17 protein-coding genes are annotated in these 16,240 nt (G+C 65.8%); 2 read left to right on the forward strand and 15 right to left on the reverse strand.

Going from position 1 to position 16,240, the window contains the following annotated elements:
• Positions 1-79: 79 nt before the first annotated feature.
• Both L284_RS37930 and L284_RS47980 read left to right on the forward strand, forming a co-directional pair.
• The gene (locus L284_RS37930; protein WP_021233694.1) at positions 80-1,159 is read left to right on the forward strand and encodes an IS5/IS1182 family transposase; all 1,080 of its coding nucleotides are present in this window, start codon (positions 80-82) and stop codon (positions 1,157-1,159) included.
• Between the two features lie 308 nt (positions 1,160-1,467).
• Positions 1,468-1,722: a hypothetical protein gene (locus tag L284_RS47980; RefSeq protein ID WP_152524685.1), complete on the forward strand. Its 255-nt coding sequence runs from the start codon at positions 1,468-1,470 to the stop codon at positions 1,720-1,722.
• 260 nt (positions 1,723-1,982) lie between these two features.
• Here the strand turns inward: L284_RS47980 and L284_RS37935 are convergent, their stop codons facing one another.
• Genes L284_RS37935 through L284_RS38005 form a run of 15 tightly spaced genes read right to left on the reverse strand, consistent with a single transcriptional unit; the run spans position 1,983 to position 16,237 of the window.
• Complete coding sequence (locus tag L284_RS37935; RefSeq protein ID WP_021234597.1) at positions 1,983-3,530, reverse strand: FadD3 family acyl-CoA ligase; 1,548 nt, start codon at positions 3,528-3,530, stop codon at positions 1,983-1,985.
• A 14-nt stretch (positions 3,531-3,544) separates the two neighbouring features.
• A complete protein-coding gene (locus L284_RS37940) occupies positions 3,545-4,747 on the reverse strand; it encodes an acetyl-CoA C-acyltransferase (RefSeq protein ID WP_021234598.1) in 1,203 nt (400 codons plus the stop codon).
• A 15-nt stretch (positions 4,748-4,762) separates the two neighbouring features.
• Positions 4,763-5,140 carry a nuclear transport factor 2 family protein gene (locus tag L284_RS37945; protein WP_031342471.1) on the reverse strand — a complete coding sequence of 126 codons (378 nt, stop codon included), beginning with the start codon at positions 5,138-5,140 and terminating at the stop codon, positions 4,763-4,765.
• 10 nt (positions 5,141-5,150) lie between these two features.
• A complete protein-coding gene (locus tag L284_RS37950; protein WP_021234600.1) occupies positions 5,151-5,612 on the reverse strand; it encodes a MaoC family dehydratase in 462 nt (153 codons plus the stop codon).
• Positions 5,609-6,394 (reverse strand): SDR family oxidoreductase, encoded by a 786-nt coding sequence (locus L284_RS37955; protein WP_021234601.1) that lies wholly within the window; start codon positions 6,392-6,394, stop codon positions 5,609-5,611. Before L284_RS37955 ends, L284_RS37950 begins: the two co-directional genes overlap by 4 nt.
• Entirely contained in the window at positions 6,391-7,569 is a 1,179-nt protein-coding gene (locus L284_RS37960) for an acyl-CoA dehydrogenase family protein (protein WP_021234602.1), read from the reverse strand. The genes L284_RS37955 and L284_RS37960 overlap by 4 nt, the downstream gene beginning before the upstream one ends.
• On the reverse strand, positions 7,566-8,621 hold the full coding sequence (locus L284_RS37965; RefSeq protein WP_021234603.1) for an acyl-CoA dehydrogenase family protein: 1,056 nt from the start codon (positions 8,619-8,621) through the stop codon (positions 7,566-7,568). Before L284_RS37965 ends, L284_RS37960 begins: the two co-directional genes overlap by 4 nt.
• A 13-nt stretch (positions 8,622-8,634) precedes the next feature.
• Positions 8,635-9,549: an SDR family oxidoreductase gene (locus tag L284_RS37970; RefSeq protein WP_235054399.1), complete on the reverse strand. Its 915-nt coding sequence runs from the start codon at positions 9,547-9,549 to the stop codon at positions 8,635-8,637.
• The gene (locus tag L284_RS37975; protein ID WP_021234605.1) at positions 9,546-10,121 is read right to left on the reverse strand and encodes a hypothetical protein; all 576 of its coding nucleotides are present in this window, start codon (positions 10,119-10,121) and stop codon (positions 9,546-9,548) included. Before L284_RS37975 ends, L284_RS37970 begins: the two co-directional genes overlap by 4 nt.
• A 2-nt stretch (positions 10,122-10,123) precedes the next feature.
• Positions 10,124-11,275, reverse strand: coding sequence for an acetyl-CoA C-acetyltransferase (locus L284_RS37980; RefSeq protein ID WP_021234606.1), 1,152 nt, complete (start codon positions 11,273-11,275; stop codon positions 10,124-10,126).
• The gene (locus tag L284_RS37985; RefSeq protein WP_031342472.1) at positions 11,268-12,326 is read right to left on the reverse strand and encodes an acyl-CoA dehydrogenase family protein; all 1,059 of its coding nucleotides are present in this window, start codon (positions 12,324-12,326) and stop codon (positions 11,268-11,270) included. Before L284_RS37985 ends, L284_RS37980 begins: the two co-directional genes overlap by 8 nt.
• A gap of 14 nt (positions 12,327-12,340) precedes the next feature.
• Positions 12,341-13,486 (reverse strand): acyl-CoA dehydrogenase, encoded by a 1,146-nt coding sequence (locus L284_RS37990; protein WP_021234608.1) that lies wholly within the window; start codon positions 13,484-13,486, stop codon positions 12,341-12,343.
• Positions 13,486-14,235, reverse strand: a complete 750-nt coding sequence (locus L284_RS37995; RefSeq protein ID WP_021234609.1) for an enoyl-CoA hydratase family protein — start codon at positions 14,233-14,235, stop codon at positions 13,486-13,488. Before L284_RS37995 ends, L284_RS37990 begins: the two co-directional genes overlap by 1 nt.
• A gap of 17 nt (positions 14,236-14,252) precedes the next feature.
• Entirely contained in the window at positions 14,253-15,338 is a 1,086-nt protein-coding gene (locus tag L284_RS38000) for an NAD(P)H-dependent flavin oxidoreductase (protein ID WP_021234610.1), read from the reverse strand.
• The gene (locus tag L284_RS38005; protein ID WP_021234611.1) at positions 15,335-16,237 is read right to left on the reverse strand and encodes an enoyl-CoA hydratase; all 903 of its coding nucleotides are present in this window, start codon (positions 16,235-16,237) and stop codon (positions 15,335-15,337) included. Before L284_RS38005 ends, L284_RS38000 begins: the two co-directional genes overlap by 4 nt.
• Between the last annotated feature and the right edge of the window lie 3 nt (positions 16,238-16,240).

The raw sequence follows: 16,240 nt of genomic DNA on the forward strand, positions 1-16,240 counted from the left end.
AGCTGGAGACCCGCAAAAACCGGTAGTGTTTGGACGGCTATGATGATTCATTGAGGGCGCGCGATCACGGAGGCCAGCCATGGATCCCAAGTCCCTGTTCAGTTTGAGCGATCACCTTGAGGCATTGAGCAAGGAGGGCGATCCGCTTGAGGTTTTGCAGGAGACGGTGGATTTCGAGTATTTCCGAGCGTGGCTGGTCGAAGGGCTTGGTTATGGCGATGGAGCCAAAGGCGGACGCCCACCCTTCGATCCGGTGATGATGTTCAAGGCCCTGATCCTGCAGGCGCAGCATAATCTGTCAGACGCCCGGATGGAGTTCATGATCCGCGATCGGCTGAGTTGGCTGCGGTTTCTGGGACTGTCGCTTGGGGACCGCACGCCGGATGAGAACACGATCCGGCATTTTCGCAATCGCCTGACCGAGACGGGAACGCTCAAGCGGGTGATGAAGGCCTTTGACTGGCAACTCCAGAAGAAGGGCTACATTCCAATGTCCGGGCAACTCGTGGACGCCTCGCTGGTGCCTGCACCAAGACAGCGGAACACCGAGGGCGAACGCGAAGCGATCAAGTCGGGCAAGAGCGCCAGAGATATCTGGCCGAACGAGCCGAACAAGGCAGCACAAAAGGATACCGACGCGCGCTGGACCCTCAAGATCGGCGGGAAAGTTCGGTATCGAGCGGATGGAACGCCGCTCCCCATGATCGCCCTGCCGGTCTTCGGCTACAAATCCCACATCAGCATCGATCGACGCTTCGGCTTCATCCGAGGCATGGCGGTGACTTCGGCGTCAGCGGCGGACGGGCGTCTTCTCCGGCAGGTCGTCAGCACGGACAATACCAGTTCCGAGGTCTGGGCAGACAGTGCCTATCGCTCCAGGCGCAACGAGAAGTGGTTGTCGGATCAGATGCTCACGTCCCGCATTCATCGGCGCAAACCTATGGGCAAGCCGATGTCGAAGGCCACCTCGCGGGCCAATGCAGCCAAATCCTCGATCCGGGCCCATGTCGAACATGTCTTCGCCCATCAGAAGAACCGGTTCAACCTGTTCATCCGCACCATCGGCCTCGCCCGCGCTGAGGCAAAACTGACGCTTTGCAACTTGGCCTACAACTTCAACCGCCTGATTTTCCACGAACGCCGGGAATGCAGGGGCTGACTCTGTCTGCAAGCCAGCCAAACCGGCGAAATCAACGCTAGGCATCGTGGAAATCGGTCCGAACGATGCCGTTCGTGCGCTCCGAAGCCTCGACGTCTGTCAAGCCAGGCCGAAATTACCCGGTTTTTGCGGGTCTCCAGCTCATATAAAACGTAGCCGAGACGAACAGAGCAAAATTTCTGCTCCGCGAAGACGCATAGAAGTTATTCTTTGCGATGGCGCCGACGCCCTGTTCGCTCGGGAACAACGGCGCTGGAGGGCTAGTTGCGACGATACACGGCTTCTTCGTCCTTTGAGCGCAGGGCGAAATGACCCCAAAAACTCTTGACCGCTATGAGCTAACCTTTGCCAGTCTTTCAGGAAACGGTTCATATCCGAGCCTGATTTATCGACTATCGCAGCGTCGCAATGCAAAGGCCATTGCCAAGGAACATCATGTTGCAATGCTTGCCAACGATATCACGGGAGAGCCGTTGGATACATCGACCAATTCGATGTACATCCAGCACATCGGAACGATGATGGGAGCAATCGCCGCGTTACCCGAAACGTCGCGACCTTAAGGCGTAGCGGGCGAGACGCTTGCCCGACACGCGACCTGTTCTTGCTGCGGAGGCATCGGCTTAATTGATTCCGCCATCAACCGCTGCCTAGGAGCAGGCGTCATCACGTGACATCTACCGACAAGATCGCAAAGACGAAGCCTTTCAATGAAGTCGTCAGTAGCGGCCGTGTCCCCCGACTGCCTACACTCTAAAATTCAGATCCTGCGGTCGGATCGGCAATGACGCAATATTTTGAAGCCACATGGATGGGCCCCGCGTCACGCCCGCAGGTCGGTTTTCAGTACCTTCCCCGCGGCATTGCGCGGCAAGTCCGGCACCAGCACGAAGCTGCGCGGCACTTTGTAGTTCGCCATGTTCGCCTTCGCCCATGAGGCAAGGTCGTCTGCGGTCAGCGCCGCCCCGCTGCGGGCGATCACATAGGCACGGCCCACTTCGCCCATGCGCTCGTCCGCCACACCAACGACGGCCGCCTGCGCGACTGCCGGGTGGGCGTTGAGCAGCTTCTCCACCTCGGCCGGATAGACGTTGAACCCGCCCGAGATGAACATGTCCTTCTTGCGGTCGGTGATCGCGAGATAGCCGCGCGCATCGATGGTTCCGATATCGCCGGTGTGCAGCCAACCCTCGGCATCGATGGCCTCTGCCGTGGCGGCAGGATCGTCCAGATAGCCGCGCATCACCGCATGGCCACGCACCAGAATCTCCCCCGCCTCACCCGGCGGCAGATCGCGGCCCGCGCCGTCCACGCAGCGCACTTCGATCCCCGGCAGCGGATAGCCGCAAGTGTGGGCGATCGTATCGGCATCGTCGCCCTGCCGCGTCATCGCGATGGCGCCGCACTCTGTCATGCCATAGCCGTTGACCACGTTAGACATGCCCAGTTCGCCGCGCATCCGCTCGACAAGGACCGGCGGCACCGGCGCCGCCCCAGTCACCGCCACGCGCAGCGAGCAAAAGTCGCGCGGCCTGTCACCCGCCAGTTCCTGCAGCAACGACTGGTAGATCGTCGGCGGGCCGGGAATGAAACTGATCTTCGCCGTTTCGATCAGGCGGACCATCTCACCCACGTCGAACATGGCCATCGGCACGATGGTCGCGCCGCGCAGCAGGCAGGGCACCCAGCCCGCCTTGTAGCCGAAGGTATGGAAGAACGGGTTGACGATCAGGTAGCGATCACCCTCCCGCAGATCGACGCGGACCGACCAGTCGCCGAAAATCTGGATCGCCTGCCGATGTGCGGTCAGCGCACCCTTGGGCCGCCCGGTCGTGCCGGAGGTGAAGATCACATCGCTGAGGTCGTCCCCGGTCAGGCGCGCCATGGCGGCATCGACGGCGGGATCGTCCGATCCCTTACCGCGTGCCACGAAAGCATCCCAGCCGCTGTCGATCCGGATCGTTTCGGCCAGATCGGGAAGGTCCTCCCCGGCGATCAGGTCCGCAAAGTCCTGGCCCAGGAAATCGCCCGGCGCGAACAGCATCCGCACTTTCGCGCGGCGCAGGATATCGCCCGCCTCCGCGCCCTTGAAGCGGGTGTTGAGCGGCACGACGGTCGCCCCGGCCACATGCGTGGCCAGCGCGGCAAGGATCCATTCGCGAGTATTCGGTGCCCAGATCGCCACCCGGTCGCCGTGGCCCACGCCGCTGGCCAGGATCGCCGAAGCCGCCGCCCGCGCATCGGCCCAGAGCTGGGCAAAGGTCCACTGCCTTTCGCCCACGATCAGGCCCACTCGATCCGGCCAGCGTTCGGCCGCCGCCGCCGCCGCACCGGGGATCGTCGCTGGCCAGGTTCCCATCGCTTCCGTCATGCCACTCATGCCCTTCAGGCGACTTCGAACAGGCCGGCGGCGCCCATGCCGCCCGCCACGCACATGGAGATGACGACGTACTTCACGCCGCGCCGCTTGCCCTCGATCAGCGCATGGCCGACCAGCCGCGAACCGGTCATCGCGAAAGGATGACCGATGGCGATGCCGCCGCCGTTGACGTTCAGCCTGTCAGGGTCGATGCCCAGTTCCCGCTGGCAATAGATCGCCTGGCTGGCGAAGGCCTCGTTGATTTCCCAGAGGCCGATGTCGTCGATCTTCAGTCCATTGCGCTCCAGCAGCTTGGGGATCGCGAAGACCGGGCCGATGCCCATCTCATCCGCGCCGCAGCCCGCAACCTGAAAGCCGCGATAGACGCCCAGCACCGGCAATCCTTCCTTCTGCGCGGTGGCAAGGTCCATGACCACTTGCGCTGATGCGCCGTCCGAAAGCTGGCTGGCATTGCCCGCCGTCACGTGGCGGCCTTCCTTGACGACCTGCCCGTTCTTGAACACCGGCTTCAGCTCGCTCAATTTCTCGAACGTCGTGCCCGCGCGGATGCCTTCGTCCTTGGCGAGCGTCAGGTCTTCCTTGCCGGTCTCGTTCCCTTCCTTGTCGAACAGCGCCTTGGTGAGCGCGATCGGCACGATCTCGTCATCGAAGCGGCCCGCTTCCTGTGCGGCGGCGGCACGCTGCTGGCTGAGCGCGGCGAAACGGTCCTGATCCTCGCGGCTGACGCCGTAGCGCTCGGCCACGATCTCCGCCGTCTCGATCATCGCCATATAGGCATAGGGATCGTGCTGCTTCACCCATTCCGAACGGTTGCGGAAGTTGGGATAATGCTTGTCGATCGTCAGCGAGACGTTCTCGGTCCCGCCAGAAAGCGCGACGTCGATCTCATTGGCGATGATGCCCCGCGCCGCGAACGCCAGCGCGTTCAGGCCGGAGGAACACTTGCGGTCCATCGCGAAACCGGCAGTGGTATCGGGCAAGACCGAACCGTGCACGGCAAGGCGGCCGATGTTGTAGCTTTGCGTGTTCCACTGGTTCGCGCAGCCCATGTAGACGTCGTCGACGCGGGCGGGATCGATCCCGGCGCGGGCGATGGCGGCGTCCACGACATGGGCGGCCATGCGCGGCGCCTCGGTATCGTTGAACGCGCCCCGATAGGCCTTGCCGACGCCGGTGCGGGCAGTGGAGATGATAGCGGCTTCGCGCATTTCAGGCAGTTCCTCTCAGGTAAATCCGTGCATGTTCTCAGGGCCCCAGAAGGCCCGCATTTCGGCGACATTTCCGCCCTCGTCGAAGCGGAAGCTGTCGATCACGTCGATCCGCTTGGCCCCGCCTTCCCATTGGAGGTGGACGGAAAAGGCGAAGACCGCATAGTCGGCCACCACGCGCACCGGTCCTTCCAAGGTCAGTTTCGCGCCGGTCGCCATCGATCCTTCGTAGAAGGCGCGGATCGCGGCCAATCCTTCATGGAGCGGCGATCCGACCGGGTCTTCGACAGTCGCATTCTCGCCAAAGAGGGCGGCCACGCGGTCCGCGCTGCCAGCGGAGAAGGCCGCCACGTATTCGTGCACGGCGGCTTCCATAACCTTCGGATCAGACATCCTTCTCTCCTTACGGGTAGTATCGGCTGATGGTGTCGATAACGAGCGCGGGCTTTTCACTGCCTTCGACCTCCACGGTGACGCGCACAGTCGACTGGATCGCGCCCTTGATTTCCTCGGCCGCAACGATCTCGCCGCGCGCACGCAGGCGCGATCCGACGAGCACCGGGGCAAGGAAGCGCGTGCGGTCCATCCCCACGTTCACCCCGGCCGAGAACCCGCGCACCTCGATCATCTGCGGCAGGAACATGTTGACCAGGCTGAGCGTCAGGTAGCCATGGACGATGGTGCCCCCGAACGGCCCGGCCTTCGCCCGTTCGACATCGACGTGGATCCACTGGTCGTCGCCTGTCACTTCGGCGAAGCGATCGACCCGGTCCTGATCGACGGCGAACCAGTCCGTCGGCCCCAGCTGCGTCCCTTCCGCGCCCATGAGCGCGGCGGGCGTTGCGAAGACGATCGGCCCGCTCATGCTTGCTGGCTCGATACCGGCACGATTTCTCCGGTCATGTAGGAAGACAGGTCGCTGGCCAGGAACAGCATGACATTGGCCACTTCCCACACTTCCGCCGGGCGGCCGTAGGCTTCGCGCTTCACCAGTTCGGCCAGCGTTTCCTCGGTCGTCACTTTGGCAAGGAAGGGGTGCATGGCCAGGCTGGGCGCCACGGCATTAATGCGCACGCCGTTGTCTGCCGCTTCCATCGCGGTGCAGCGGGTAAAGGCCATGACACCGGCCTTGGCGGCGGCATAGTGCGCCTGCCCCTTCTGCGCACGCCAGCCGAGCACGGAAGCGTTGTTGACCATCACGCCCCGCTTCGCCGCATACATCACCGGCAGGAAGGCGCGGGTCATGCGGAACAGCGAGGTGAGCGTGACGTCCAGCACGCGGCTCCACTGGTCGTCGGTCATGTCGACGACATCGACCTCTCCGCCCAGACCCGCGTTGTTGATCAGCACATCGACGCCGCCGAGGTGGGCCACCGCCGCATCGCGCAGCGCCTGCACCTGATCCTCGACCGTCACGTCGCAAACGAAGGTTTCCGGCCGCGCACAGCCCACTTCGGCGGCGATGCGATCGGCCGCTTCGCCCAGCCGGCGTTCATGGAAATCGCTGATCAGCAGGCGGGCGCCTTCTTCGACCGCACGCTTGGCGACGGCGAAGCCGATGCCGGTGCCGGCAGCGGCGGTAACCACCACGCTGCGGTCCTTCAGAAGGCCGAGGGGGGTGGGATAGGCGGGTACGGGAACGGTCACAGGTCACCTCTAGGTTCTTTGGGCAAGCCGAGGCCACGCTCGGCAATCAGGTTGCGCTGGATCTGGTTGGTGCCGCCGTAGATCGTGTCGGAACGGCTGAAGAGAAACAGGTTGGGCAGCATCGGCCATTCGTACTCGGCGCCCGGCGCGATCTCGCCGTCCTGCCCCAGCACGTCCATGGCGAGTTCGCCCAGATTGCGGCGCCATGTCGCCCACTGGATCTTATACGTGAGCGCGGCACCGTCGATGGCGGAATGATCGGCGTTGGACAGCATCCGCAGCGCGCCGTAGCGCATCAAGCGCAGGCCGATCTCCGCCTCCGCCACGCGCTGGCGGATCACCGGATCGCGGTCCTTCCCATTGGCGCGGGCGGCGGCGAGGATGCCGTCCAACTCGTTTCGGAACCCCATCTGCTGGGCCAGCGTCGAAACCCCGCGTTCGAAGGCGAGCAGCCCCATGGCCACGCGCCAGCCATCGCCGGGGGTGCCGATCAGACTGTCCGCCGGGCAGCGCGCATCGGTCAGGAACGTCTCGTTGAACTCCGCCTCTCCGTTCATCTGGCGGATCGGGCGGACTTCGATGCCGGGCTGGTCCATTTCCATCATCAGGAAGGTCAGCCCCTTGGGGCCCTTGGAGCCTTCCTGACTGCGGGCGATGACGAAGATCCAGTCGGAAAAGTGGGCAAGGCTGGTCCAGACCTTCTGGCCGTTGACCACCCATTCCTCCCCTTCCAGCCGCGCCTTGGTGCGCACGTTGGCAAGGTCGGACCCGGCATTGGGTTCCGAATAGCCCTGGCACCAGATCGCGGTTCCCGCCGCGATACCGGGAAGGAAGCGCGCCTTCTGCTCCTCGGTCCCGAAAGCAAGGATGGTCGGCCCGGCGAGTTCAACACCGATGTGGTTGATCCGGCCGGGAGCCCCGGCGCGGGCATATTCCTCGGCAAAGATCACCTGCTGCGCCAAGGTCGCGCCGCGTCCGCCCCATTGTTCGGGCCAGCCGATGCACGACCACTTGTGCGCGGCCAGTTCCTGTTCCCATTCCCGCCGGCGCTCGATCTTCGAGACCAGATTGGGGATGCCGCGAATATCGGCAAAAGGCCCGGCCATCTGCGCCTGCAGCCATGCGGCGCATTCGCTGCGGAAGGCCTCGTCCGCCTTCGAAAAGCCCAGTTTCATGCCGGGTCTCCCATGACGAGGCGCGCAACTTGCTCACGGTGCCACTGGCTGTCGCCATAGAGCGTCGCGATCGAGCGGGCGCGCTTGAAGAAGAGGTGCGAGTCATGCTCCCAGGTGAAGCCGATCCCGCCGTGAAGCTGGATCATGTTGCCCGCGCACATGCGATAGGTATCGGCGCAGAACGCCTTGGCGGCATGAAGCGCCAGCGCGGCCTCTTCCGCCTGTTCGTCCACCGCGCAGGCTGCCCAGTAGACGGCGGATCGGGCCTGCTCGATCTCCACCATCATGTCGGCCAGCCGGTGCTTGTAGGCCTGGAACGATCCGATCGGGCGGCCGAACTGCACGCGCTCCTTTGCGTATTCGACAGTGCGGTCGAGGCTGGCCTGCGCGCCGCCCAGCGCTTCGGCGGCAAGGCAGATCCAGCCCGCCGCGTGCAGGCCACCGATTGCGGTCGCGCCGTTTTCCAGCTTTTCGGCTGGCGTGCCATCCAGCGTGACGGTCGCCAGCGGACGGGTCTGATCCATGGTGACATGGGCCCTGCGGCGCACGCCCTCACCCGCCAGATCGACCAGCCAGGCCTGCCCGGCCGCATGAAGCAGCAGAACGTCGGCAATCGCGCCGTGTGGCAGATGGGCGATCGTGCCGCTGACCGCGCCGTCGTGCACCTCGAAAGCCGCGTTCCAGCTGACGGTCGCGATCACCTCGCCAGCGGCAAGGCGGGGCAGCCAATGCTCCTTCTGCGCCTGCGAGCCGCCGCGCGCCAGCGCCTGCGCCAGCATGGCATGGCCCAGCAACGGCAGCGCGGCAACTTGCGCGCCGGCCGCCTCTGCAACCACCGCCAGTTCCACCATGCCAAGGCCGGCACCGCCGAAATCCTCCGGGATGCCGATGCCGGCAAGGCCCAGTTCTCCGGCAAAGGCGGCCCAGAGATCGCGGTCGATCCCCGCACCTTCCATCGCCGCGCGGGTGCGCTCGCTGGTGGCGTTTTCGGCGAAGAAGGCGCGGACGGTGTCCGCGATCATCGCCTGTTCGTCGGTCAGGGCGAATTCCATCGCGCCGTCTCCCTCAGGCCGTGCCCCAGACCTTGCGCGGCGGGGCGCGCTCGGCCAGCAGGCGCTCGACTTGCGCGCCGACTTCGGCGGGCTGCCAGCGGGCCGCCTGATCGACGAACGGCCCCTCGCGCCAGCCCTGCTCCAGCATGATCTTGCCGCCTTCCAGTTCGAAGACGCAGCCGGTGACATGGGCGCTTTCGCCCGATCCCAGCCAGACCACGGTGGAGGCGACGTTGGCCGGGTCCATCACGTCGAACGCGGCTTCCTGCGTGGCCATCTTGTCGGCAAAGGCCTGCTCCGTCATGCGCGTGCGGGCCGAAGGGGCCAGCGCATTGGCGGTGATGCCATAGCGGCCGAGTTCGGCGGCCTGCACCAGGGTCAGCGCCGCAATCCCGCCTTTCGCGGTCGAATAGGCGGCCTGCGCGATGGAGCCCTGTAGCCCCGCGCCGGAGGAAGTATTGATGATCCGCGCGTCCACCGGCTTGCCTGCCTTCTGCTGCCCGCGCCAATAGTCCACCGCGTGGCGAGAGAGGCAGAAATGGCCGCGCAAGTGGACGTGCATGGTCGCGTCCCACTCTTCCAGAGTGGCCGAAACGAACATGCGATCGCGCACGATCCCGGCATTGTTGACCACGACATTAAGGTCCCCGAAAGCGTCCAGAGCGGCACCTACGATGCGCTGAGCCGCGTCCCAGTCGGTAATGTCCTCGTAATTGGCCACGGCCTTGCCGCCGGCGGCGCGAATTTCCTCCACCACGCCGTCGGCCGCGCTGGTATCACGCCCGTCACCACCCAGCGACGTGCCGATGTCGTTGACGACGACGTTGGCCCCTTCGGCCGCGAAGGCGAGTGCGTAAGCCCGGCCCAACCCGCGCGCGGCGCCGGTGATGATGACGGTACGGTTGTCGCAGATTCCCACGAAAGTCACTCCTGTTCGTTGGTTTGGGCCGCGCGGGCTTCGCGCGCGGCAGCGGTGCGGCCGGACAGGCGCACGGCAATGGCTTCCGACGCCAGTCGGCGGCGGTCGGGTTCGGGGGTGGGCAGCGGCGTTACTTCGACGATCCCGGTCAGTGCCTCTCTCGCAAGGCGCTGGTATTCGCCCTGCCCGTCGTTGCGCCATGTCACCTGATGCGGTTCGAAGCTGCGCACGACTTTGGCGGGGTTTTCCGCGCCGATCACGGCATCGTCCAGCACCACGGCGTTCATGCCGATCAGGCTGTTCTCGCCGATCTCGCAGCCGTGGATGATCGCCCCGTGCGCGATGGTCGCGCCCCGGCGGATCACCGTGTCCCGGTTGGAATTGGCGTGGACGGTGACGCTGTCCTGGATCGAGCTGTCACCCTCCACCACGATGCGCCCGAAATCGCCGCGCAGCGAAGCGCCCGGCGCGATGAAGCAGCCGGGGCCGACGATCACGTCCCCGATCAGCGAGGCCAGCGGGTGGACGTAGCTGCTCGGATCGACGACCGGCACGATCCCCTGATAGGCGTAGCAAGGCATCGTCAGAGCCGCTCGATAATCGTGACGTTGGCCTGCCCGCCGCCTTCGCACATGGTCTGCAGGCCATAGCGGCCGCCCGTGCGCTCCAGCGCGCCCAGCAGCGTCGTCATCAGCCGTACGCCGGTCGCGCCGATGGGGTGGCCGAGCGCGATCGCCCCGCCCTGCACGTTCACCTTTTCATGCGGGATGTTCAGTTCCTTCATCCACGCGAGCGGGATCGAGGCGAAAGCCTCGTTGCATTCGAACAGGTCGATGTCCTCCACCCGCATTCCCGCCTTGGCGAGCGCGTGCTGCGTTGCGGGGATCGGGCCGGTCAGCATCCACACCGGGTTCGCCGCGCGGACCGAGATGTGGTGGATGCGCGCGCGGGGCTTCAACCCGAACTCCTTCACCGCGCGTTCGCCGGCGATCAGCATGGCGGCGGCGGCATCGCAGTTCTGGCTGGCGACGCCCGCCGTGATCGCCCCGCCCTCACGCACCGGATTGAGCGCGGCGAGCTCTTCCAGCGTGGTGCCGGCGCGGATCGTCTCGTCCCGCGCCAATCCCTCGAACGGGGAAACTTCGGCATCGAACCAGCCCGCGTCCCAGGCCGCCTGCGCGCGCTGGTGGCTGGCGAGGCTGAATTCCTCCATCGCCGCGCGCGAGATGCCCCACTTCCCGGCGATCATCTCGGCCGCGCGGATCTGGTTCACCTCCTCATCGCCATAGCGCGCGTCCCAGCCCTTCGAGCCCTGAAACGGGCTGTCGAAGCCATAGGCAGCGCCCGCGAACATCGCGGCCGAGATCGGGATGGCGTTCATGGCCTGACTGCCGCCCGCGACGACAAGGTCCTGCGTGCCCGACATCACCCCCTGCGCGGCGAAATGAACCGCCTGCTGGGAGGATCCGCACTGGCGGTCGATGGTCACGCCCGGAACATGTTCGGGCATTCCCGCCGCCAGCCAGGCGGTGCGGCCGATATCGCCGGCCTGCGGGCCGATGGTGTCGCAGCACCCCCAGACGACATCGTCCACCAGCCCCGCATCGATGCCGGTGCGTTCGACCAGCGCCTTGATCGGATGCGCGCCCAGATCGGCGGGGTGGACATGGGCAAGGCTGCCCTTCTTGCGGCCCACGGGCGAGCGGACGGCGTCGACGATATAGGCTTCAGGCATGGATGATCTCTCTGGTGGCCGCAGCGGCATGGGTTTCGCGGGCGAAAGTCTGGTCGGGGCCGGCCGGCTGGGTGAACAGGCGGGCGGCGATGCGCGCGCGGTGGAAGGCCGGCGTCCCCCAGCTTTGGGTCAGCGCCAGTGTGCGCTTTAGGAACAAGTGCGCGTCGACTTCCCAGGAATAGCCCATGGCGCCGTGCACCTGGATCGAGGCGCGGGTCGCCTTGTCCGCCGCTTCCAGCGCAGCGATCTTGGCATGGCTGACGCGCGAGCGGGCCTGCACGTCGCGGTGGCCGATCTCTGCCGCGGCAGCCCGCACCACCGGCCGCGCGAATTCGATGGCGACTTGTGCGGAGGCAAGGTGGTGCTTTACCGCCTGATAGGAGCCGATCGGCTTGCCGAACTGCTGACGCTCTTTCGCATAGTCCACCGCCATATCGACCGCGCGCTGGGCAAGGCCAAGGCCCTGCGCGGCGGCGAACAGCGCCGCCCGGTCGAGCGCGAGATCCCAATCGGCAGGACCAAGGTCTTCCGCATCGGCTGCATCCCATTCCACGCGGAACAGGCGGCGCAGCGGGTCGATGGTTTGGGCAGGCGTCAGGCGTACCTGATCGGCGCGCGCCAGGAAGGCATGGCCGTCACGCTCCAGCAGGATCGCGGCCGCCCGGTCGGCATCGGCCACCACCGGATTCAGCGGATGGGCCAGGGCGATGGTCGCCTCCGGATCGGCCAGCAACGGATGCGCGGGCGCCAGCGCCCCAAGCATCGGCGCGGCCACGCCCGCGCTTTCGATCAGCGGTTCGGGCAGCGCGACATAGCCCGCTTCCTCGGCAATCAAAGCGAAGTCCAGTTCGCCAAGGCCCATGCCGCCCGCCTCTTCCGGCAGCAGAACCAAGGTGAACCCGTTCTCGACAATCGCCGCCCAGCGTTCGGGATCGGTGTTGTCCCCGCGCTCCATCATCTTGCGCCAGTGGTCGGGCGTGCAGGTATCGCCCAGCAGGGTGCGTGCGGTTTCGGCGAACATCTGCTGTTCGTCGCTCAGGGTGAAATCCATGGCCATGCCCTCCCTCAGCGCGGCAGGCCGAGCATGCGCTCGGCGATGATGTTGCGCTGGATCTCGTTCGATCCGGCGTAGATCGGCCCGGCCAGGGCGAAGATGTAATCGTCCAGCCAGTCATGCTCGCCCGGCTGGACGACCAGTTCGGCCTTGGGGCCGAGGATCGACAGCGCGGTCTGGTGCAAGTGGATGTCCAGTTCCGACCAGAAGATCTTGTTGGTCGATGCCTCCGGCCCGATCTTCGCGCCCGCCATCAGCCGCGATGCGGTCTGGTAGATCGACAGCGCATAGGCATCGGCATTCATGAAGGCGCGCACGACATCGGCTTCCAGAACCGGATCGGCATCCTGCTTGTGATCCTGCCACAGTCCCGCCAGCGCCGCGGCGGCAACCTGATAGCGTGCCGGGCTGCGCAGCATCAGCCCGCGTTCGAACCCGGCGGTTGCCATGCAGATGTGCCACCCCTGCCCTTCGTCCCCCAGCCGGTTGAAGGCGGGAACGCGCACGTCCTCCAGGAAGATTTCGGCAAAGCCGACATGGCCGTTGATCTTGCGGATCGCGTTGACGGTGACGCCCGGCGCATCGAGGGGGAAGAAGATCAGGCTCATCCCCTTGTGCCGCTCAGTCCCCGGTTCGCGGAACAGGCCGAAGGCCCAGTCGGCAAAGACCGCGCGGCTCGACCAGATCTTGTGGCCGTTCAGCACGTATTCGTCGCCGTCCCGCACGGCCGTCGCGCGCACGCCGGCAAGGTCGGACCCCGCCTGCGGTTCGGACCAGGCCTGCGCCCAGATCTCCTCACCCGATGCCATCGGCGGCAGGAAGCGCTGCTTCTGTTCGGGCGTGCCGAACTCGATCAGGGTGGGGCCCAGGAGGAAGATGCCGTTCTGGTTGACCCGGCCGGGCGCGCCGGCGCGGTAGTATTCCTCCTCGAAGATCAGCCATTCGATCAGGTCCAGCCCGCGCCCGCCGTATTCCTTGGGCCAGGTGACCATGCCCCAGTCGCCGGATTTCAGCGTGCGTTCCCATTCGCGGTGCGCTTCGAACCCTCCGCGCGTGGCGTCGAAGTGCTCCAGCGGTTCGGCCGGTACGTGCGCCTCAAGCCATGCGCGCACTTCGGCGCGGAAGGCCTGCTGTTCGGGGGTGTAGGACAGGTCCATCAGAACGAGGCCGCCTTGCCGGTTTCGACGAAGGCATCGCGCGATTTCTGGCTATCCTCATGCATGTACATTTCGAGCGTGAAGCCCTGCTCCCAGCGGTAGCCGCGATCGACATCGCGCGCTTCCAGCCCGTTCAGCGCTTCCTTGGCGATCACCAGTGCCTTGCGGGACTTGCCGGCGATGCGCGCAGCGAAAACGCGGGCCTCGGTCTCCAGCTGATCGCGGGGGACTACCATCTCCACCGCGCCAAGGCGATAGGCTTCCTGCGCCGGGATATTGCCGCCGGTGAAGAAGGCCGCGCGCACTTTGTGCAGCGGCAGCATGCGCGACATGTGGCTGGCGCCGCCCATGGCGCCGCGATCGATCTCCGGCAGCGAGAAATAGGCATCGTCCGCCGCGATGATCGTATCCGATGCGCCGCAGATGCCGATGCCGCCGCCGATCACGAACTTGTGCACGGCAACCACTACCGGCACTTCTGCCTCGTGAATGGCCTTGAAGGTCAGGTAGTTGCCGCGATTGAGCAGCGGGATGCGTTCGGGGTGCGCCTGCATCTCCTTGATGTCCACGCCGCCGCAGAAGCCGCGCCCTTCCGCGCGGATCAACACGCAGTGGACTTCGGGATTGCGCGCCGCTTCGCTGATGATCGCGGGCAGGCTGTTCCAGGTTTCGCTGTCGAAAGCGTTGACCGGCGCCACGTCGAAGACGATTTCGGCGATCCGGTCCTGAATGGTGCAAGTAATCGGCATGGGGTGTCCTCTTCCGTTCAGGCCGTAATCGGCTCGGCCGCGGGTACGCCGAGCGCGGCAAGCCTTTCGCGCGCCTCGGCCATGATGCTGTCGACAAGCTGCTGGCAGCTCGGCACTTCGCGGATGCGCCCGCCGACGACGCCGGTGGCCATCACGCCGTTCTCGATATCGCCTTCCACCATCGCCTTCTGGATCAGCATGGGCATGGTCGCGGCCATCATCGCCTGCTTCAGCGGCATCGCGCCGTGCGCGGTCATGCCGCGTGCGCTGCCGATGAAATCGCCCCACGATGCGCCGGTCTGGCGCTTCATCGCGCGGCCCGCCTCAAGCGCGCGCAGCCACATGGCCAGCGGGCCGGACTTTTCGATCCGGTCCATCAGCCGCGTGCGCACCATGCGCTGGGGAATGCCGTCCAGCTTGGTGGTGACGACGATGCCGTCGGTGGAGGCCGCGAGGTAGGCGGCCTTGGCGCTGTCCGGCACCGGGCTTTCCTGCGTCAGCAGAAAGCGCGTGCCCATGGCGATGCCCACCGCGCCGTAAGCCAGCGCCGCCACCAGCCCGCGCCCGTCGGCAAAGCCGCCGCTGGCGATCACCGGCACCTGCACGGCGTCCAGCACTTGCGGCAGCAGCACCGTGGTCGGCACCGATCCGGTGTGGCCGCCGCCCTCGCCGCCCTGCACGTTGACCATGTCCACGCCCAGTTCGACCATCTTCTGCGCATGCTTCAGCGCGCCGACGGTGGGGATGCAGAGGATGCCGGCGTCCTTGAAAGCGCCGATCATCTTCGCGTTCGGACCGCGCCCGAAAGAGACGGCGCCCACCTGTTCGCGGTTCTCCAAGATCAGCTCGACGATCTTGTCCGCGCCGGGCTGGAAGCTGTGGAAGTTGACACCGAAAGGCCGATCGGTGCCGCGGCGGACTTCCAGCAGTTTCGCCCGCGCCTCGTCCGGCGTCATCACCGCCGCGCCCAGAAAGCCGAAGGCCCCGGCATTCGAACTGGCGATGACCAGCGAGGGTTCGGCCACCCAGCCCATCGCGGTCTGGATCACCGGCACCTTGCAGCCCAGCCGCTCGACAAGGATGGTGCGGAGAGGGTCGGTCATTCGCCTTCTCCCGCCTGCTTCTTGTTCGCCGCAGCCATGGCGCGGCCGTCGAGGCCAGCGATGGAATTGCCCTGCACCAGATCGTTCTGGGCATGGGCGAAGTGGTGCATGTGGAACACCGCATCCATCGCCGTGCGCTTGCCGCGCAGTTCCTCGACATGGTTGACCGCCTGCTTGGTCAGCCAGTTGCCCATGCGCGGCTGCGCAGCCAGTCTCGCCGCCATCGCCGCCGCTTCCTCGCGCAGTTTCTCACGCGGGACGATCTTGTTGACCATGCCGAACTGCTCGGCACGCTGCGCGCTCATCCGCTCGCCCAGCAGCAGGAATTCCTTGGCGACGCGCGGCGGCAGTTCGAAGGCGTGGGCGAAGTATTCGACGCCGGGAATGCCCATGCGGTTGACCGGGTCCTGAAAGAACGCGTCTTCCGACGCGACGATCAGATCGCAGACCCAGGCCAGCATCAGCCCGCCGGCGATGCAAGCGCCCTGCACCATGGCGACGGTCGGCTTGGGAATATCCCGCCAGCGGCGGCACATGCCCAGATACTGCTCCTGCTCGCGCGTATAGAGCAGCTCCGCCGCCGGCTTGTTGACATGGCCCGGCACCATCAGCCGGTTGTCGAACGCCTTGTGGAGATCGCGCCCCGGCGTGCCGATGTCATGCCCAGCGGAGAAGTGCTTGCCATTGCCCGCCAGCACGATGACCTTCACCGCATCGTCCTGCACGGCGCGGTTGAAGGCATCGTCCAGCGCATAAGTCATCTGGCCGTTCTGCGCGTTGTTGAAGTCCGGCCGGTTGAGCGTCACCCAGGCGACCGGCACGTCCACTGCATAGAGCACGGGGCTGTCGGTCTCGTAGGTGATCTCGACCTTTTTCGGTTCGACCAGATCGTCGCTCATGGT

It is taken from the genome of Novosphingobium lindaniclasticum LE124 (genome assembly GCF_000445125.1).
Classification (GTDB): Bacteria; Pseudomonadota; Alphaproteobacteria; order Sphingomonadales; family Sphingomonadaceae; genus Novosphingobium; species Novosphingobium lindaniclasticum.